This is a genomic window from Amycolatopsis sp. NBC_00355 (genome assembly GCF_036104975.1).
Classification (GTDB): Bacteria; Actinomycetota; Actinomycetes; order Mycobacteriales; family Pseudonocardiaceae; genus Amycolatopsis.
In genome coordinates, this window is the sequence record NZ_CP107982.1 from 9,215,251 (window position 1) to 9,231,913 (window position 16,663).

General features: G+C 72.1%; 24 protein-coding genes. 15 read left to right on the forward strand and 9 right to left on the reverse strand.

Annotated elements, in window-relative coordinates; translation table 11 throughout:
* Nucleotides 1-132: 132 nt before the first annotated feature.
* The gene (locus OHS18_RS42780) at nt 133-702 is read left to right on the forward strand and encodes an NUDIX hydrolase (protein WP_328614641.1); all 570 of its coding nucleotides are present in this window, start codon (nt 133-135) and stop codon (nt 700-702) included.
* Here the strand turns inward: OHS18_RS42780 and OHS18_RS42785 are convergent.
* The 3 genes from OHS18_RS42785 to OHS18_RS42795 are packed head-to-tail and all read right to left on the reverse strand — an operon-like array spanning nt 688 to nt 2,661.
* Entirely contained in the window at nt 688-1,215 is a 528-nt protein-coding gene (locus tag OHS18_RS42785) for an NIPSNAP family protein (protein ID WP_328614642.1), read from the reverse strand. The two genes, OHS18_RS42780 and OHS18_RS42785, sit on opposite strands and share 15 nt — an antisense overlap.
* A gap of 36 nt (nt 1,216-1,251) precedes the next feature.
* A complete protein-coding gene (locus OHS18_RS42790; RefSeq protein WP_328614643.1) occupies nt 1,252-2,424 on the reverse strand; it encodes an acyl-CoA dehydrogenase family protein in 1,173 nt (390 codons plus the stop codon).
* Between the two features lie 48 nt (nt 2,425-2,472).
* Nucleotides 2,473-2,661 carry a hypothetical protein gene (locus OHS18_RS42795; RefSeq protein WP_328614644.1) on the reverse strand — a complete coding sequence of 63 codons (189 nt, stop codon included), beginning with the start codon at nt 2,659-2,661 and terminating at the stop codon, nt 2,473-2,475.
* A 172-nt stretch (nt 2,662-2,833) separates the two neighbouring features.
* On the opposite strand from OHS18_RS42795, the gene OHS18_RS42800 reads away from it, so the two are divergent.
* From OHS18_RS42800 to OHS18_RS42820, 5 genes are all read left to right on the forward strand, one after another.
* Nucleotides 2,834-3,703 carry a hypothetical protein gene (locus tag OHS18_RS42800; protein ID WP_328614645.1) on the forward strand — a complete coding sequence of 290 codons (870 nt, stop codon included), beginning with the start codon at nt 2,834-2,836 and terminating at the stop codon, nt 3,701-3,703.
* A 32-nt stretch (nt 3,704-3,735) separates the two neighbouring features.
* Nucleotides 3,736-4,356 carry an imidazole glycerol phosphate synthase subunit HisH gene (hisH, locus tag OHS18_RS42805; RefSeq protein WP_328618678.1) on the forward strand — a complete coding sequence of 207 codons (621 nt, stop codon included), beginning with the start codon at nt 3,736-3,738 and terminating at the stop codon, nt 4,354-4,356.
* 36 nt (nt 4,357-4,392) lie between these two features.
* Nucleotides 4,393-5,130: a bifunctional 1-(5-phosphoribosyl)-5-((5-phosphoribosylamino)methylideneamino)imidazole-4-carboxamide isomerase/phosphoribosylanthranilate isomerase PriA gene (priA, locus tag OHS18_RS42810; protein WP_326955040.1), complete on the forward strand. Its 738-nt coding sequence runs from the start codon at nt 4,393-4,395 to the stop codon at nt 5,128-5,130.
* Nucleotides 5,131-5,204: 74 nt separating this feature from the next.
* Nucleotides 5,205-5,546 (forward strand): DUF1330 domain-containing protein, encoded by a 342-nt coding sequence (locus tag OHS18_RS42815; RefSeq protein WP_328614646.1) that lies wholly within the window; start codon nt 5,205-5,207, stop codon nt 5,544-5,546.
* A 48-nt stretch (nt 5,547-5,594) separates the two neighbouring features.
* Complete coding sequence (locus tag OHS18_RS42820) at nt 5,595-6,071, forward strand: GNAT family N-acetyltransferase (protein WP_328614647.1); 477 nt, start codon at nt 5,595-5,597, stop codon at nt 6,069-6,071.
* Here the strand turns inward: OHS18_RS42820 and OHS18_RS42825 are convergent.
* From OHS18_RS42825 to OHS18_RS42835, 3 genes are read right to left on the reverse strand one after another with little or no spacing between them, the layout of a single operon-like run.
* Nucleotides 6,055-6,441: a PPOX class F420-dependent oxidoreductase gene (locus tag OHS18_RS42825; protein ID WP_328614648.1), complete on the reverse strand. Its 387-nt coding sequence runs from the start codon at nt 6,439-6,441 to the stop codon at nt 6,055-6,057. The two genes, OHS18_RS42820 and OHS18_RS42825, sit on opposite strands and share 17 nt — an antisense overlap.
* Before the next feature lie 13 nt (nt 6,442-6,454).
* Nucleotides 6,455-7,189, reverse strand: a complete 735-nt coding sequence (locus OHS18_RS42830; protein WP_328614649.1) for an ABC transporter permease — start codon at nt 7,187-7,189, stop codon at nt 6,455-6,457.
* A complete protein-coding gene (locus tag OHS18_RS42835) occupies nt 7,186-7,899 on the reverse strand; it encodes an ABC transporter ATP-binding protein (protein ID WP_328442990.1) in 714 nt (237 codons plus the stop codon). Before OHS18_RS42835 ends, OHS18_RS42830 begins: the two co-directional genes overlap by 4 nt.
* Before the next feature lie 143 nt (nt 7,900-8,042).
* Here OHS18_RS42835 and OHS18_RS42840 point away from each other — a divergent pair, with 143 nt between their 5' ends.
* Entirely contained in the window at nt 8,043-8,990 is a 948-nt protein-coding gene (locus OHS18_RS42840) for a hypothetical protein (protein WP_328442989.1), read from the forward strand.
* On the opposite strand, the gene OHS18_RS42845 is transcribed toward OHS18_RS42840, so the two are convergent.
* The gene (locus tag OHS18_RS42845; protein ID WP_328614650.1) at nt 8,980-9,960 is read right to left on the reverse strand and encodes a hypothetical protein; all 981 of its coding nucleotides are present in this window, start codon (nt 9,958-9,960) and stop codon (nt 8,980-8,982) included. The two genes, OHS18_RS42840 and OHS18_RS42845, sit on opposite strands and share 11 nt — an antisense overlap.
* Nucleotides 9,957-10,472 (reverse strand): RNA polymerase sigma factor, encoded by a 516-nt coding sequence (locus OHS18_RS42850; protein ID WP_328442987.1) that lies wholly within the window; start codon nt 10,470-10,472, stop codon nt 9,957-9,959. The genes OHS18_RS42845 and OHS18_RS42850 overlap by 4 nt, the downstream gene beginning before the upstream one ends.
* Before the next feature lie 296 nt (nt 10,473-10,768).
* Here OHS18_RS42850 and OHS18_RS42855 point away from each other — a divergent pair, with 296 nt between their 5' ends.
* A complete protein-coding gene (locus OHS18_RS42855) occupies nt 10,769-12,397 on the forward strand; it encodes a hypothetical protein (RefSeq protein WP_328614651.1) in 1,629 nt (542 codons plus the stop codon).
* A 37-nt stretch (nt 12,398-12,434) separates the two neighbouring features.
* Here OHS18_RS42855 and OHS18_RS42860 read toward each other — a convergent pair whose 3' ends face one another.
* Nucleotides 12,435-13,040, reverse strand: a complete 606-nt coding sequence (locus OHS18_RS42860; protein WP_328614652.1) for a TetR/AcrR family transcriptional regulator — start codon at nt 13,038-13,040, stop codon at nt 12,435-12,437.
* 38 nt (nt 13,041-13,078) lie between these two features.
* Here OHS18_RS42860 and hisF point away from each other — a divergent pair, with 38 nt between their 5' ends.
* From hisF to OHS18_RS42895, 7 genes are all read left to right on the forward strand, one after another.
* Nucleotides 13,079-13,852, forward strand: coding sequence for an imidazole glycerol phosphate synthase subunit HisF (gene hisF, locus OHS18_RS42865; protein ID WP_328442984.1), 774 nt, complete (start codon nt 13,079-13,081; stop codon nt 13,850-13,852).
* Nucleotides 13,849-14,226, forward strand: a complete 378-nt coding sequence (locus OHS18_RS42870; protein ID WP_328614653.1) for a hypothetical protein — start codon at nt 13,849-13,851, stop codon at nt 14,224-14,226. Before hisF ends, OHS18_RS42870 begins: the two co-directional genes overlap by 4 nt.
* The gene (hisI, locus tag OHS18_RS42875; protein ID WP_328442982.1) at nt 14,223-14,588 is read left to right on the forward strand and encodes a phosphoribosyl-AMP cyclohydrolase; all 366 of its coding nucleotides are present in this window, start codon (nt 14,223-14,225) and stop codon (nt 14,586-14,588) included. The genes OHS18_RS42870 and hisI overlap by 4 nt, the downstream gene beginning before the upstream one ends.
* Nucleotides 14,585-14,947, forward strand: a complete 363-nt coding sequence (locus OHS18_RS42880; protein ID WP_328614654.1) for a DUF1304 domain-containing protein — start codon at nt 14,585-14,587, stop codon at nt 14,945-14,947. The genes hisI and OHS18_RS42880 overlap by 4 nt, the downstream gene beginning before the upstream one ends.
* 109 nt (nt 14,948-15,056) lie before the next feature.
* The gene (locus OHS18_RS42885; RefSeq protein ID WP_328614655.1) at nt 15,057-15,260 is read left to right on the forward strand and encodes a hypothetical protein; all 204 of its coding nucleotides are present in this window, start codon (nt 15,057-15,059) and stop codon (nt 15,258-15,260) included.
* Nucleotides 15,260-15,814, forward strand: a complete 555-nt coding sequence (locus tag OHS18_RS42890) for a hypothetical protein (RefSeq protein WP_328614656.1) — start codon at nt 15,260-15,262, stop codon at nt 15,812-15,814. Before OHS18_RS42885 ends, OHS18_RS42890 begins: the two co-directional genes overlap by 1 nt.
* A 9-nt stretch (nt 15,815-15,823) precedes the next feature.
* A complete protein-coding gene (locus OHS18_RS42895) occupies nt 15,824-16,597 on the forward strand; it encodes a DUF3592 domain-containing protein (RefSeq protein ID WP_328614657.1) in 774 nt (257 codons plus the stop codon).
* The last annotated feature ends 66 nt before the right edge of the window (nt 16,598-16,663 follow it).

Sequence of the window (16,663 nt, forward strand, 5' to 3'; positions counted from 1 at the left end):
AGGACGAGTCGAAGTTTGCGCATCCGCCTCACCCCGCCCTCCAGGAATGGACCATGTTAGGCCAGCATTCAGGCCCAGTCGACAACGTGGGACGAGGTGGTGATGGGGGTTTCGCCCTGGGCGGTGCCTGCTGTGGGCATCGTGGTGGTCGCTGGTGCCGGGGTGTTCGGGGCCGGGTGGGCCTGGCTGGCCGCCGGGGTGCTGGTTGCCGGTTCGGTGGGGGCGCTCTGTCGGGTGGTGCTTCGGGAACGCCGGGCCGATAGCGTGGGTGGCATGGCGTCCACGATTCGGCCGATCGCGCTCGGGGTCATCTGGCGGGGTGACGCGCTGCTCGTCTTCGAAGGGCGCGACGAACTCAAGGGCGAGACCTTCTACCGGCCGCTCGGGGGTGGGATCGAGTTCGGCGAGGCCAGCCAGGAGGCCCTCAGACGCGAGTTCGTCGAGGAGCTCGCCGCGGAGGTGACGGTCGGTGAGCGGGTCGGTGTCCTCGAGAACGTCTACACCTGGCGAGGCCGCCGAGGGCACGAGATCGCCTTCATGTTCGACGCCGAGTTCGCCGATCCCGCCCTCTATGCCCGGGACGAGTTCAAGATTCTCGACGACGACGCCACCGCGCGATGGGTCGACTTCGCGGACTTCCGCGACGGGACCAAGATCCTCTACCCCAGAGGGCTCACCGAGCTGCTCTCAGCGGAGCAGTGACCGCGCCGTCGGCTCCAGCAGCTCTCCCGCGGGCTCGCGGCTGAACGACACCGAAAACGGGCCGTCCGACCGGACCGGCAGCTGGGGGAAGTTGTTCGGCGACGGCTCGGTCTCGAACACCGCGAAGGCGTCCGAAGGCTGCGCCGGAAGAGACAGGTACAGCTCCGAGCCCGGTGGCGGAGAAGTCAGGCCGCGAAGGACCGGGCGCAGCAGCAGGACGTTGTCCGAGTCGATCATCGTCGCGTTCGCCGCCTCGCGGTGGGCCTTCCACGCCGGGCCGAAGTAGAAGGCCTCCAGCGCCTCCTTCCGAGCCTCCATCGAGCGGAATCCGCGCAGCCACAAGAACTCGTCCGGGGACGCCGGCACGCGGAACAGGCCGAACAGGTGCGCGCCCGCTTCTTCCTGCGGGTCGACGAACTCGCGCTCGAACAGCTCGATCAGCTCGTCGCGACGCCCTGGGTGCAGCGTGTAGCGCCGCAGCTCCAGGACCGTTTCGTACTCGGTGAAAGTCACGAGGCGAAAGCTACCCGGCACCACCGACAAAAAGGATCAGCGGAACGCCGCCAGCCCCGTGACGGCCTGGCCCAGCGACAGCGCGTGCATCTCCTCGGTGCCCTCGTACGTCAGCACCGTCTCGAGGTTGGCCATGTGGCGCATCACCGGGTACTCCAGCGAAATCCCGTTCGCGCCCAGCATCGTCCGCGCCGTGCGGGCGACCTCGATCGCGGACCGCACGTTGGCCATCTTGCCGAAGCTGACGTGGTTGTGGTGCAGCTGCCCGCTGTCCTTGAGCCGGCCGATCTGCAGGGCCACCAGACCCGCGCGGTTGACCTCGACGACCAGGTCGGCCAGCTTGCGCTGCGTGAGCTGGAACCCGGCAAGCGGCTTGCCGAACTGCGAGCGGGACAGCGTGTACTCCAACGCCGATTCGTAGCACGCGCGCGCCGCGCCGACGACGCCGAACAGGATGCCGTAGCGGGCCTCGTTCAGGCAGGACAGCGGCCCGCGCAGGCCCCGGACCTCGGGGAACACGGCGGAAGAGGGCAGCCGGACGCCGTCGAGGACCAGTTCGGCGGTGAGGGAAGCCCGCAGGGACAGCTTGTGCTTGACCTCGTTCGCCGTGAAGCCCGGCGTCGACGTCGGGACGACGAAGCCGCGGATGCCGTCGTCCGTCTGGGCCCAGACGACCGCGACGTCGGCGACGGTTCCGTTGGTGATCCACATCTTCGTGCCCGACAGCACCCAGTCGGACCCGTCGCGCACCGCGCGGGTCCGCATCGCGCCCGGGTCGCTGCCCGCGTCCGGCTCGGTCAGGCCGAAGCAGCCCAGCGCGTCGCCGGTGGCCATCCGCGGCAGCCACTCCTGTCGCTGCTCCTCGCTGCCCCACTTGTGGATCGCGTACATCGCCAGCGAGCCCTGCACCGACACGAAGCTCCGCAGGCCCGAGTCGACGGCTTCCAGCTCACGGCACGCGATGCCGTAGGCGATCGCGCTGGTGCCGGCGCAGCCGTAGCCCTCCAGGTGCATGCCCAGTAGGCCGAGCGAGCCGAACTCCTTCGCCAGCTCGGACGCCGGCAGCGCGCCCGTCTCGTACCAGCCGGCGACGCGGTCCAGCAGGTTGTCCTTCGCGTACGCGCGCACGGCGTCGCGGATGGCGCGTTCCTCCTCGGCGAGCCCGGCGTCGAGGTCCAGGAAGTCGTGCGGATCCGGAGTGCGGCTCATGAGGGCTCCAAGGGGACGCGTCGGTGCGGTCCCCGCAGGAAACCACAGTCAGGCGTCTGTCCCCTGCGTGGCGTTCGTCACGCGGGCGACAGAAGGACGCGCGGTGCAGCGCCGCTCGGGCCGCCGCCGGACCTGCTGGCGCGGGATCAGCAGTTCGCTGAACTGGGGGAACGGCACGCTTTCGACGTCGTCGCGCCAGGCGTCGAGCATCTGGGACAGCACATCGTTCTCGGCCATCTCCGCCTCCTGGCGTCCGGGCGCGCGCGAGGAACCCCTCCCGCGATCGGGTGACTAGATACCCAGCGAGCGGGACACCGAAACGTCGCTCTTCAAGATTCTTCCGGCGCGTCGCCCACCCATGGCAGAATCGCGTGGCCGCCGCCGTGGTCTCCACTCCTGAGGAGCGCACATGCGCGCACTGCGGACGGCAAGTCTGCTCGCCCTGACCACCACGACCTTGCTCGGCGGCACCGGGATCGCCGCCGCTCAGGGCAACCCCTGGCGCCAGGTCGGCCACACCACCGCCGAGAACCGGGTCAGCGGCGAGGGCATCACGACGCTCCGGCTGCCCGGGCACGCCGCCGAGACCGTCTTCCGCAACGGCGCGACCATCCCGCAGCCGCTCAAGGACGAGGGCTGGGGCCACGTCGGCGACCCCGACTCCCTGCGCGGCTACGTCTTCGACGTCTACCAGGACACCGTCACGCCGACGCCGGCCAAGAAGATGTACCTGGTCACCAAGCCGGACGGGACGACCACGGAGTTCGTCCACCCGCTGCAGGCCGACGAGCCCGCCGCCAACGCGAACGCCCAGGTCGCGGCCACTCCCGACGGTCAGTGGCTGGTCTCCGGCCCGCTCGGCGAGATCGACCGGCTCTACGTCTCGCCGACGCCGTTCCTCAACCCGCGTGCCCCGCGCGTCGCCGGTGACCTGCCGATCGCCGCCCGGATCCACCTCGACCACCACATCCGCAGTGCCCAGGGCTGCGACTTCGTCAGCTCGACGCGCCTGGTCTGCGCGACGTCGGATCCGGACAACGACCTGTACCCGACGAACCTGCAGCTGCTGCAGGTCGACCTGGCCCGGCCGCTGAACGGCCACGACGTCACGGCGAAGGTGCGCGAGCTCGGCCAGGTGCCGCTGGCCAGCACCTGCACCGGCGCGTTCACCCCGGAAGGCGTCGACTACGACGCGCCGACGGGGGTCCTGCGGGTCGAGGTCGTGCCGCCGGCACCGTGCAACACGGTGACCGACGTCTATTCGTTCGAGCGCCGCTGAGCCCTGCGGCTACGCTGGGTGGCGTGTCTCGTGTGGTGATTCTCGACTACGGTTCCGGCAACCTCCGCTCCGCCGAACGCGCTGTGGCGCGCGCCGGGGCCGAAGTCGAGGTCACCGACGACCCGCATGCCGCCGTCGAAGCCGACGGCCTGGTCGTGCCCGGCGTCGGCGCGTTCTCCGCCTGCATGGAGGGGCTGCTGTCGGTGGCCGGGCACCGGATCATCGGCAAGCGCCTCGCCGGCGGCCGCCCGGTGCTCGGCATCTGCGTCGGCATGCAGATCCTCTTCTCCCGCGGCGTCGAACACGGCGAGGAGACCGAGGGCACCGGAGAGTGGCCGGGTGTCGTCGACAAGCTGAACGCCGACGTCCTGCCGCACATGGGCTGGAACACCGTGCGCGCGCCGGCGGACTCGCAGCTGTTCGCGGGCCTCGATCCCGAAGAGCGCTTCTACTTCGTGCACTCCTACGCCAACCGCAAGTGGGAGCTCGAGTCGGGCCTGCCCGGCCAGGAGCCGAAGGTCACCTGGGCCAACCACGGCGAGGACTTCGTCGCGGCGGTGGAGAACGGGCCGCTCTGGGCGACCCAGTTCCATCCGGAGAAGTCCGGCGACGCCGGTGCGCGGCTGCTGCGCAACTGGCTCGCGACCCTCTGACCGGGTGACCCGGGTCTCCGCCCTAGAGTTACCGGCGTGACTTTCACGCTGCTTCCCGCCGTTGATGTGGCCGATGGCCAGGCCGTGCGACTCGTCCAGGGCGAGGCCGGCACCGAGACCTCCTATGGCAGCCCGCTGGAGGCCGCCCTGGCCTGGCAGCGCGACGGCGCCGAGTGGATCCACCTGGTCGACCTCGACGCCGCGTTCGGCAAGGGCAGCAACCGGGAGCTGCTCGCCGAGGTCGTCGGCCGGCTCGACGTGCGGGTCGAGCTCTCCGGCGGCATCCGCGACGACGCCTCGCTGAAGGCCGCGCTGGCCACCGGCGCCCGCCGCGTCAACCTCGGTACCGCCGCGCTCGAGGATCCGGAGTGGACCGCGCGCGTGATCGGCGAGTACGGCGACCGCGTCGCGATCGGCCTCGACGTCCGCATCACCGAGGCCGGCCACCGGCTCTCGGCCCGCGGCTGGACGTCCGACGGCGGTGACCTGTGGGAGGTCCTGGACCGCCTCGACCGCGACGGCGCGTCCCGCTACGTCGTGACGGACGTGAGCAAGGACGGCACGCTGAAGGGCCCGAACCTCGACCTGCTGCGTGAGGTCGTCGCCCGCACCGACGCCCCGGTCATCGCCTCCGGCGGCGTGTCCAGTGTGGACGACCTGGTCGCGCTGGCCGGCCTGGAGTCGGACGGCGTCGAGGGATCGATCGTGGGCAAGGCGCTGTACGCGGGCGCGTTCACGCTGCCCGAGGCGCTGGCGGCGGTCGCGCAGGTCTGAGGATTACCTTCGGGGTAATCGACGCGGTGCGCGCGGGCGGGCAGAGTTCCTTTCAGGACAACGAAAGGACCACGATGACCGCCTACGGAATCGCGCACCTGCGTCCGCCCGAAGTGCTGCACGAGGACGTCTTCGAGTACCTCGAACGCATCCAGGCCACGCTCGACCCCTACGGCGGCAAGTTCGTCGTGCACGGCGCCGACGTGCGGGTGCTGGAAGGCGAGTGGCCCGGCGCGCTCGTGGTGATCGGGTTCCCGAGCGTCGCGGTGGCTCACGAGTGGTACGACTCGCCTGCCTACCAGGCGATCCTGCGCCTGCGTGCCGACCACATCCCGGGCGACCTGGTCATCGTCGAAGGCTGCGGGCCGGACCACGACTCGGCGGCCATGGCGGCGGCGATGCGCGCGGCCGGTTGACGCCGAAAAGTGGCTGACAGCGGCGCTTCGAACCACTAGGTTGCCGCGGTGGAGGAGATCGTCACCCAGCTCGAGATGACCGCGGCCGACCAGCTCAACCCGGCGCCGCCGGTCGACGGGGTGACCCTGCGGGCCGTCGAGGCGTCGCCGCTCATCCGCGACCTGCACGTCCGGATCGGGACGCCGTACCGGTGGCCGAGCGCGGAGCGGACCGGCGACGACTGGGCGCGCTGGCTCGCCGAGCCGCACCGGCGCTACCGGCTGGTCGAGTACCGCGGGGTGGTCGCCGGCGCCGCCGACTTCGAGCCGCAGGCCGGCGACGACGTCGAGATCACGACGTTCGGGCTGCTGCCCGAGTTCGTCGGGAAGGGCCTCGGCGGGTACGCGCTCACCCTCGTCGTCGCGGCCGCGTGGACCGTGCCGGGCGCGCGCCGGGTCTGGCTGCACACCTCGACCCTCGATCACCCGAACGCCCTGCCGAACTACCTGCGGCGGGGGTTCCGCGGCTTCACTCGCTCAGCTTGACGGCGATCCCGACCGTCCGGTCCGCCGGGCCGCGCAGCTTCGAGAAGAACATCGACACCCGCCCGAAGACGCCGTACTTGCGCCCGATCACCTGCTGGACCCGCCGGGTCTCGTCGAGGTCCAGCAGCCGGGCCTGGCCGCTCACGACCGCGCCGTGCGTCTTCTTGCCGCGCAGGTCGCAGGCCTGGACCTCGACGCGGCCGCTGTTGCGGATCCGCTTGACCTTGCCCACGTCCCGCACCGAGTTGAAGACGAGCTCGCCGCCGTTGCCGGCGACCCAGATCGGGGTCGGCACGGCGCGGCCGTCCTTGCGGAACGTGGTCAGGACGACGTAGCGCTCGGCCGCGAGCCGGTCCGTTTCGGATGCCATGCGCCCACGGTAGTCAGGGCGTCCGGCGGCGCAGCGTCGCCGCGCCGAGGACCAGTGCCAGCAGCGCGCAGCAGGCGACGACCACCAGGTTCCGCAGGATCACCGCGTCCACGGTCGACGAAGCCGTGACGCGGTTCAGGGCCTCGACCGCGTAGGACAGCGGCATCACCTCCGACACCCACCGCAGCACCCAGCCCATGTCTTCGCGCGGCACGAAGAGCCCGCACAGCAGGATCTGCGGCAGCACGAACACCGGCATGAACTGGATGGCCTGGAACTCCGTGCGCGCGAACGCGCTGACGAACAGCCCGAGGGCCATCCCGAGGAGCGCGTCGAGGACGGCGATCACCAGCAGCATCCCGATGGACCCGGCCAGGTCGAGGCCGAGCCACGACAGCGAGACGCCGGCCGCGAGCGCCACCTGGACGACGGCGATCGCGCCGAACGCCAGCGCGTAGCCGAAAAGCAGGTCGAGACGGCCGATGGGGAGCGTCATCAGCCGTTCGAGGGTGGCGGTGGTCCGCTCGCGCAGGGTCGTGATCGACGCGATCAGGAACATGATCAGGAACGGGAAGACGCCGAGCAGGGCGGGCGCGACGTGGCTGAACACGAGCGCCGAGTTGAACACGAACCGCAGCAGGATCATCAGCAGCGTCGGCACCAGGACCAGCATGACGACGGTGCGCGGGTCGTGCCGCAGCTGGGTCAGGATGCGCCGCGTGGTGGCGAGCGTCAGCGCGGGGTTCACGACGCCACCCGCACGAGCCGCAGGAACGCCTGCTCGAGGTCGGTGGTGCCGGTCCGCTGCCGCAGTTCCGCCGGTGCGCCGTCGGCCAGCAGGACGCCTTCGCGCATGAGCAGGAGCCGGTCGCAGCGCGCCGCTTCGTCCATGACGTGACTGGACACCAGCAGCGTCGCGCCGCCTTCGGCGAGCCGGCGGAACAGCGCCCACAGCTCGTCGCGCAGCACCGGGTCGAGCCCGACGGTCGGCTCGTCGAGCACCAGCAGCTCCGGCCGGCCGAGCAGCGCGACGGCGAGGTTCGCGCGGTTGTGCTGGCCGCCCGAGAGCGAGCCGACGAGTTTCCCGGCGTGCCCGGCCAGGCCCACCTCGCCGATGACCCGGTCCACATCGGACGCCGGGGCGCGCAGCACCGCGGCGAAGTAGCGCAGTGCCTCGCGGACGGTCAGGTCCGCGTAGATCGCCGGGTTCTGCGTCGCGTAGCCGATCCGGCGCCGCAACGGCGGGCTGCCCGCGGGCAGGCCCAGCACGGTGACGGTGCCGGCTTCGACGAGCTGCACGCCGACGATCGCGCGCATCAGGGTCGTCTTGCCGCAGCCGCTCGGGCCGAGCAGGCCGGTGACCGCGCCGCGCGGCACCTCGAAGCTCACGTCGCGCACCACCGGCCGGCCGCCCCGGCGGACCCGCAGGCCGGCGACTTCAAGGGCAGAATTAGTCATGCGTTTAATTCTGAGCCCGGCGAGTTCCCGCGGTCAAGGGGGCGTCCGGCCGAACCCGGAGCCGCACAACGGCAGAAGCGCGTCAGGGGTGTCACCTGCAACGATTTGTGGGCTGGGTTTCTCCCGCACACTGGAGGGTGTAGATGGCCGTCACACAGCAGGTTCCGGTTCATCCGCAGGCGGGTTTCTTCGGCTCGGGACCGTATCCCGTCCACCGGGCGCGAGTCCTGGTGCTCGCGGTCCTGGCCGGGTTCGCGTTGACGGCGCTCTGGTCGGCGCCGTTCGTCGACTCCGTCATCGGCGACAGCGTCGCCAACACCCTGCTCGGCTACGACGCGAAGGCGACCCCGATCGGCGGCGTGCTCGCCGGGACGCTGTTCGCGTTCGTCTCCGGGCTCGCCGGCTCGTTCACCGCGTGCAACATCGCCGCGTTCGGCGCGGTCGCGCCGCTGGTCGGCGGCGAGGCGGGCGGGAAACGGCGGTTCGCGACCACGCTCAAGCCACTCGGCTGGATCGCGGCGGGCATGCTCACCGTGTCGATCGTCTACGGCGTGATCGTCGCGCTGGTCGGCACGCGGATGCCGCAGTTCGACACCGCGCCGGCCAGCGGGCTGACGCCGCGCAGCATCCAGTCGATGGTCGCGTTCGGCGTCGTCGGCCTGGCCTTCCTGGTGCTGGGCCTGGCTTCGCTGGGCGTGATCGGCAACCCGATCGGCGCGCTGACCCGGCGGCACCCGGCCGCGCCCCTGGTCCTGATGGGCGCGCTGATCGGCGGCTTCCTCATCGGCCGGCCGTACCCGCTGTTCCGGATCATGTTCCGCAGCGCCGCCGAGCAGCACAACGTCTTCTACGGCGCCGCCGCGTTCGCCCTGCAGTCGCTCGGCAACATCGTGATCATGGGCGTGCTGTTCCTGCTCCTGACGCACGCGACGGGCGGGCGCGTGCAGCGCTGGCTGGCCGCCAAGCCGGGCCGGATCGCCGCCGTGACCGGCGCGGCGCTGCTCGTCGGCGGCACGTTCACGTTGCTCTACTGGGACGTGCGCGTGCTCGGCCGGCTCGGGATCATCTGGTTCCCGATGGTCAGCTGGTAGGCCGGCCGAGCCAGCGGTAGTCGGGCGAGGGGTCGAGCTGGACGCCGTCCGCGACGGCGACCAGCACGGCTTCCGGCTGCGGCCCGGACACCGTCAGCCAGCGCCCGGACGGCAGCCGGACCGCGACCAGCGCGGCCTCGCCGGCCTTCGGCGCCGAGTAGAACCCCCCGCCGCCGCGTACGGAAATCGTTGCGGCGCCGCCGATCCCCGGTGAGCCGGCACCGACGGCGACCGTCACGGCCGGGACCGACGGGCGGGCCGGGTCGGCCGCGGTCAGCTCGGTGCTCGCGTCGTCCGGCCCGGTACCCCGGACGACGGCCGAGCGTTCCGCCAGCCCCGCCGGCAGCGGCCCGAACCGCAGTTCGCCGCGGACGCCGACCGGGGTCGCGCGGACCGACTCGGCGATCCGCTGGGCGACCGCGCGGGCGTCCGGCACCCCGCCGACCCGGGCGGTGAGCACGTGCTTGTCGTCGGCCGTCCAGGTGAGCAGGGCGGCGGTGCTGGTGTCGCCGGTGACCATGGCGATCCGGCCGTGCACCACGATCTGGTCCTGGACCGACGCGACCTTCGGCACGGGCCCCGACCACTCGGGATCGGCCGTCGAATACACCGACAGCGTGATCTCCGCCGGTCCGGCGGACCACCGCCGGACCTGCGGTGCGATGCCCGGGCCGCCCTCGCGGTACTGCTCGGTGAAGCCGTCGGGCAGCCAGCCTGGGGTGTACCCGAGCACCGGGCGGCCCGCCGCCGGCTCGAGGTCCGGCGGGCTCGTGAGCACCTGCGCGCCGACGAAGACCCCGGCCACCAGCACGACCACCGCGGCCGCCACCAGTGTCAGCCGCGCGACCGGGCGGCGGCGCCGGGCGTCCGCGAGCGCGTCGCGGACGGCGTGGCTATCCGGCGCGCGGGCGGCGAGGCGGTCGAGGCTCTCCCGGATCAGCGTCTCGGTCTCGTGGTCGCTGCGGGTCATTCGGGGGCTCCTGCTTTGAAGGACGCAGTGAGGGGCACGGGCTCGGGCTGGGGCGCCTCGCGCAATGTGGCCAGGGCACGGGAGATCTGGCTGCGCACGGTGGACGTGCCGCAGCGCAGGACGGCGGCGATCTCGGCGTCCGTGTAGTTCTCGTAGTAGCGCAGCACGATCGCGGCGCGCTGCTTGCGGGGGAGCGTGGCGAGCAGGCCGAGCATCGCGTCCCGCTCGTCGTAGGCGGTGGCGGGATCGGCTTCGGGTGGCGAAAGGGCGTCGAGGACCTCGTGGCTGCTCGGCACCATCCGCCGCACGGCCCGGCGGCGCCACGACAGGTACTCGTTGGTGACCATCCGGCGGACGTACGTCGGCGGGGCGTCGATGCTGTCCCAGCGTTGCTGCGCGCGCAGCAGGACGTCCTGGACGATGTCCTGCGCGAGGTGCGGGTCGTTCGTCAGGACGGTCGCGTAGCGGAGCAGCCCGTCCAGCCGCTCCGCCACGAACTCTTCGAAGCCCACGTACGTCCCTTCGCCCGCCTGTCACCTTCATGGACGTCCGGGACGGCCGAGTTGATGCACGCGGGCGGGAAGTTTCTTTAGTGACGGAGTTCACCGGTTCGGCCCAGTTCGCGACCTTTGTCTGTCACAGAGCGGCAGATGTCGGGCGGGTTGTGTGGTGCCCCGGTCGCCGTCGTTCACGAGTCCGGGTGAGTGCCGGTTCCGCTGTGTTCCCGGCCTTCGGCGGTGCCGGAGATCGCCTCGGAAAACCTGTCGGGGGGCCGTGCTTTCCTGAACCGGACAGAACGGAGGGGGAGATGACGGCGGGGAAGTGGCGGGCGGCTCCGGCCGTCTCGGTGGTGCTCGTGGCGGCTTTCGCGGTCGGCCCGTTCGCGCTGGTCGTGGGCGTGGTCTGGGGGCTGGTGCGGTTCGGCCGCGGCTACACGCGGCGGTTCACGGCCGAGCAGGTGCGGGAGGGCCCGGGGTTCCGGTACCACCTGGCTTCGTTCGGGGTGCTCTACCTCGTGCCCATCGGCGTCGCGGCGACGGGGTACTTCCTGCTCTCGGCGTACCTGCGGTGGTTCGGCGACACGTCGAGCGTCGGCTGGCTGATCTCACTGCAGCGGTTCTTCGAGGCGGTGTCGAGGTTCTTCTCGGACCACCTGAAACTCAGTGAGTTCTCGGTGTTCGCCGTGCTGATCGGCGTCTACCTGCTGACCTGCCTGCTGCTCGCCCGCCGGGACGCCGGGCCGTGGCGCGGGCGCACCGCCGCCGGGCTGGGGCGGGCCGCGGATTTCTACACGAAGTACAGCGGCCCGGCGGCCGCCGGGCTGGCCACGCTCGCCTCGCTGACGCTGTTCGGCATGCAGGTGGGCGTGCCGGCCACGGACCTGCAGGTGAAGTTCAAGGTGGCGCAGCAGGGCTACGCCGAGGTGACGCGGAAGATCGAGGCGGGCCTGACCGAGCGCGTCGCCGGAAAGCTGTACGACAAGGTCGAGGCGGCGTTCCCGCAGTCCTACCGGGACGCGCTCGCGACGCGGGGCACGCAGCTGCCGGAACTGGTCGACGCCGCGCGGAGCAGTGCCGCGAGCGCCAAGCCGTACGACATCAGCCTGCCGGCGGTCGACGATGCCGTCCGCGCGGAGACCGTGAGCGCGGAGAAGGCCGAAGGGATCGGGCCGGAGCTGCGGGTCGAGGCCACCGGCCGGGCGGCGCCCGGTGAGGTGACGCCGGAGCAGGTCGAAGCCGCGCGGGCGGTCGTCGACGCGCGGCCGGCCGCGCCCGGCATCGACCTGGTCGCCGACAGCCGGAAGAAGGTGACGCTGCAGGTCGAGAAGGTGGCCACGGAACGGATCGCGGCGCTCGCGAAACCGGTGACGGACGCCGTCCCGTTCCTGGACCCGCTGGTGCAGGCGTTCGTCGAGGCGGCGGACAAGGGCCTGCAGGACCGGCTCGCCCGGGCGTACGACCGCCTGGCCGACCTGGTGCTGCGCGCCCCGCAGGACCTCGGCGCGGCGGTCGACCGCGAGGCCGCGGACCTGGTCCGCCAGACGGACGTCGGCAAGCCGGTCGCGCACGCCACCGCGCACGCGGAGGACCTGGCGCGCACGTTCGCGACGACCGTGTCGGTGCTGCGGAACGGCCCGGGCGAGCTGGACCGGAAGGTCACGGAGGCGATCGACGCGCGGCGGCCACCGCCGGTGTACGACCCGTCGGGCAGGCTGAAGCTCACCCTGCCCGACATCGAGCCGCTGCGGCTGCCACCGCCGGACTACTACAGCCTGCGGTACCCGTACGACCACGGCCTGGGCGCCTACGGGACCCGCGACTACGGACTGCACGGCTACACGCCGCCGGACACGTTCCGGGTGCCGCCGGAGATCGCCCGGGTCCCGCGGATCGCGCCACCGCCCAGGGTGAGCGTGCCGCGGATCTTCGTCCGGTGACGCGGGTGGTCGCGAGCGGCGGGCGCGCCCGGGCGAGCTAGGCGGGGGTGGCCGGGGCGAACCCGCCGGGTGCCGGGACGAGGTAGTACTGCGCCACCGGCGCGAGCAGCGCGACGAGCTCCTCGTCGTCCGCCTCGGCCAGCGGGGGCAGCTTGATCACGTACCGCAGCAGCGCGACGCCGATCATCTGCGCGGCGATCCCGGTGACGCGCACCGGCGGCACGTCCAGCGCGCGGGCGACCTCGGCCAGCACCGTGCGCTCGATGAACTGGCGCATCATGAGCGCGACCTGCTCGTTCGTCGCGGCGGCGCGCAGCATCGCGAGGAACGGCGTCCGCCCCTCGGGTGCCGCCCAGATCGCCAGGAAGGCGCGCGCCAGCCGTTCGCCCACGCCCGAGCGCGGGCCCGTGAGGATCGCCGGGACCAGGTCGGCCGGGTTCACCGGCAGGTTCATCGAGGCCGCGAAGAGCTGCTGCTTGCTGCCGAAGAAGTGGTGCAGCAGGGCCGCGTTCACGCCGGCGTCGGCGGCGATCCCGCGGACCGTCGCTCCGTCGTACCCCAGCTCCGCGAACCGGTGCCGGGCCGCGTCGAGGATCTTCTCCCGCGTCTCCGTCTGCCCCGGCCGCCGCCCCGCCTGTGCCATTGCCCGAGCTTAGAACGCCCTTGACTACGCTGGTGACCATGTCTGTCGCGGTGCGGGTGATCCCCTGTCTCGACGTCGACGCGGGCCGGGTCGTGAAGGGCGTCAACTTCGCCGGCCTCCGCGACGCCGGCGATCCCGTCGAGCTGGCCCGGCGTTACGACGCCGAGGGAGCCGACGAACTGACGTTCCTCGACGTCACGGCGTCCTCGGGCGACCGCGAGACCACCTACGACGTCGTCCGCCGCACCGCCGAGCAGGTGTTCATCCCGCTGACCGTCGGCGGCGGCGTCCGCAGCAACGACGACGTCAACCGGCTGCTGCGCACCGGCGCGGACAAGGTGAGCATCAACACCGCCGCGATCGCCCGGCCGGAGTTCCTCCACGAGGCCTCCCGCCGGTTCGGCGCCCAGTGCATCGTGCTGTCGGTCGACGCGCGCCGCGTGCCCGAGGGCGGCGAGGCGACGCCGTCCGGGTTCGAGGTCACCACCCACGGCGGCCGCCGCGGCACCGGCATCGACGCCGTCGAGTGGGCCGCGCGGGGCGAAGAGCTCGGCGTCGGCGAGATCCTGCTGAACTCGATGGACGCCGACGGCACCAAGAACGGCTTCGACCTCGAGCTGATCGAACTGGTGCGCAAGGCCGTGCGGGTGCCGGTGATCGCGAGCGGGGGAGCGGGCGCCCTGGAGCACTTCCTGCCCGCCGTGCGCTCCGGCGCGGACGCGGTGCTCGCCGCCAGTGTGTTCCACTTCGGACAGTTGAAGATCGGCGAGGTCAAGACCGCGCTGCGCGACGGCGGGGTGGAGGTCCGATGAAGTCCTGGCGCGCCCCCGTCGAGGTCAAGGTCGTCGCGGCCCTGCTGATCGGCTTGCCGGTGGCGTGGGCCCTGCTCGACCTGATCCCCGTGCTGAGCGCGGGCTCGAGCCTGGCCATCTACCGGACGCCCGCGCTCGCCCTGATCCTCGGCGGTGTCGTGACCACCGGGCTGGCGGTGAAGATGGGCAGCGCCCGCGTCGGCGGCCTGGTCGTCACCGTGGTGTTCGCGCTGCTGCACGCGTTCCTGCTGCTGGGCGCCGAACTGTGGTTCAACAAGGTGTTCTCCGGCCTGTCCTTCTTCGGGTACGGCTACGCGTTCGTCCTGCTGAACTCGATGCCGCTCAAGCGGCACCTGCTGGGAGCCGAAGCATGACCCTCGACGCGGGCGTCTCGGCGCGCTTGAAGCGCAACGCCGACGGCCTGATCGCCGCGGTCGTCGTCGAACACGCCACCTCGGACGTGCTGATGATGGCCTGGATGAACGACGACGCCCTCGCGGCGACCCTGTCCACCCGCCGGGGCACGTACTTCTCCCGCAGCCGGCAGAAGCTGTGGGTCAAGGGCGAGACGTCCGGGCACTACCAGCACGTCCGCGAGGTCCGCATCGACTGCGACGGCGACACCGTCCTGCTGCGCGTCGACCAGACCGGCCCTGCCTGCCACACCGGCACCCACACCTGTTTCGACACCGAGGAGCGCCTGCTCCTGGCCGACGAGAAAGAGCACACCACGTGAAGATCGCCGCCGACATCCTGGTCGGGCTGGTCGCCCTGATCCACGTCTACATCGTCGTCCTGGAGATGTTCCTCTGGACCACCCCGCGCGCCCGCGCGGCGTTCGGGACCACCGAGGAGTTCGCCAAAGAGAGTGCGCCGCTGGCCGCGAACCAGGGGCTGTACAACGGTTTCCTGGCGCTCGCGCTGGTCTGGGGCCTGATCGCGAGCGACCCCACGGGCTTCCAGCTGAAGCTCTACGGCATCGTCTGCGTGATCATCGCCGGCATCTACGGCGCGGTGACGGCGAACAATCGGATCCTGTTCGTGCAGGTCGTGCCGGGTGTGCTGACGCTGATCGCGCTGCTGCTGTCCCGCTGACGGCGGCGGACCTGCTCCCTTGCACGCTCGGCGGGCCCGCCGGGTTGCCCGCGTCCGCTGTGCTTCTGATCGCCCTCCGACCTGGGGTTTTTCGCTCTACGCTGAGCGGATGGGGACGAGGGTGCGGGCCGTGCGCGACCACCGGGAGCTGGTGCGGCAGCGCCGGCGACGCTCGGCGTGGCCCGGCGGGTGCGGGTCCTCCGGGCCCGGCATCGGTCCCGGGAGCCGCCGCGCCGAGATCGCCCGGCTCACCGCGGCGACCTCGACGTGGTGGCTTCCGTCCACGTCGGACACTCCCCGGTGGGAGGCGTGATGCCGGACTTCTCCGAGTGGCTGCCACCGGGCCGGGCGGTCGAGGGGGCCGGCCGGGCCACGACCCTGGTCGCCCGCCGGTTCCGCCGCGCGACGATCGTCGCCGTCGTCGCGGTCCTGTGCACCGCGGTGGTCCTCTTCAGCCTCCTGATCAGCGGCGAACCCGTGACGCCGATGCTCCTCTTCCTGCCCTTCACCGGGCCGGCCCTCTTCGACTGCGTCCGCTGGTACCGGCGCGCGGAAGCCGCGCAGCGGACCGGCTGGCGGCCGGCGACCGTGACGCTCGGACCGGTGCGGCGGCGCCAGACCTGGGCGACCGTGGCGGTGAAGTTCGCCGACGGCAGCCTGATCCGGCTGCGGACCTGCGACCTGGGTTTCTCCGCGCTGGCCCTGGCCGAGCTGCCGGACCTGCCCGCGCTGATCGGCGGGCACGGCTCCGCGTTCACGGTCCTGATCCTGCCGAAGCCGCCGTGGCGGGACCGGCCGAAGCTGATGACCGCGTCGGCCGAGACCTTCCGCTGGACGCCGGTCCCGCGCCGCCGGCCGAAACCGTAGGCTGGTGAGGTGGGGAGACGCGGCGCTCGGGCGCCGGGGCGGTGGCGCACGGCGTGGCTCATCGCGGCGGCGTACGGCGCGGCGGCGTTCGTGACCTTCGGAACGGGCACGGCGTGGTCGTTGCTCGTCTCGCGCTACGAGTTCGAAGACGGGGAACTCGCGGCCGATTTCGCCGTGCTCGGCGGCTCGCTCGCGGTGATCGTGGTCGCGGTCTTCATGGCGCGGCTGCGGCCTCGGCCCGCCGGCGGCACGACGGTGCCCGCCGGCCCGTCGAAGCCGGCCGGACGGCCTCGGTACGGCACCTCGCGCCCCCGCAAGCCGGTCCGCCTCGCCTGGGGGTTCGCCGTGGCGCTGTACGTCGTGCTCGCGGCGGGTGTCCTCGGGCTGTCGGCGCTGGACCTCGGCCAAGCCGATCTGCTGGCGACGGGCGCGCGGACCGGCGGGGTCGTGCTGAGCGTCCGGGACCCGGCGCGCGGCACGCCGACGCTCGACGTCGGCTACACCGTGGCGGGGGAGTCGCGCACCGCGGAGATCGCGCGGGACTCGGGCCGGAAGTACGTCGCCGGCGAAGTGGTCACCGTCGTCTACGACCCGGCGGATCCCGCGCACGTCCGGACGTCCGAGGAGAAGAACGACGACGGGTTCCTCGTCGGGCTGTGCGTGGTGGCGCTGCTCGTCACCCTGGTGCTGCTCCCGTTCCCCGTCGTGGTGGCCACGCGCGCGGGCGGCGAAGGCGGTACCCGGTTTCTCCGCGGCTACCAGCCGACATCGCCGCTGGTGTAGTGCTCCACGGCGGCCGCGAACGGTGCCTGCGAAAGGTGCCGCGGCGCGATCCCGCCGGGCGTATTC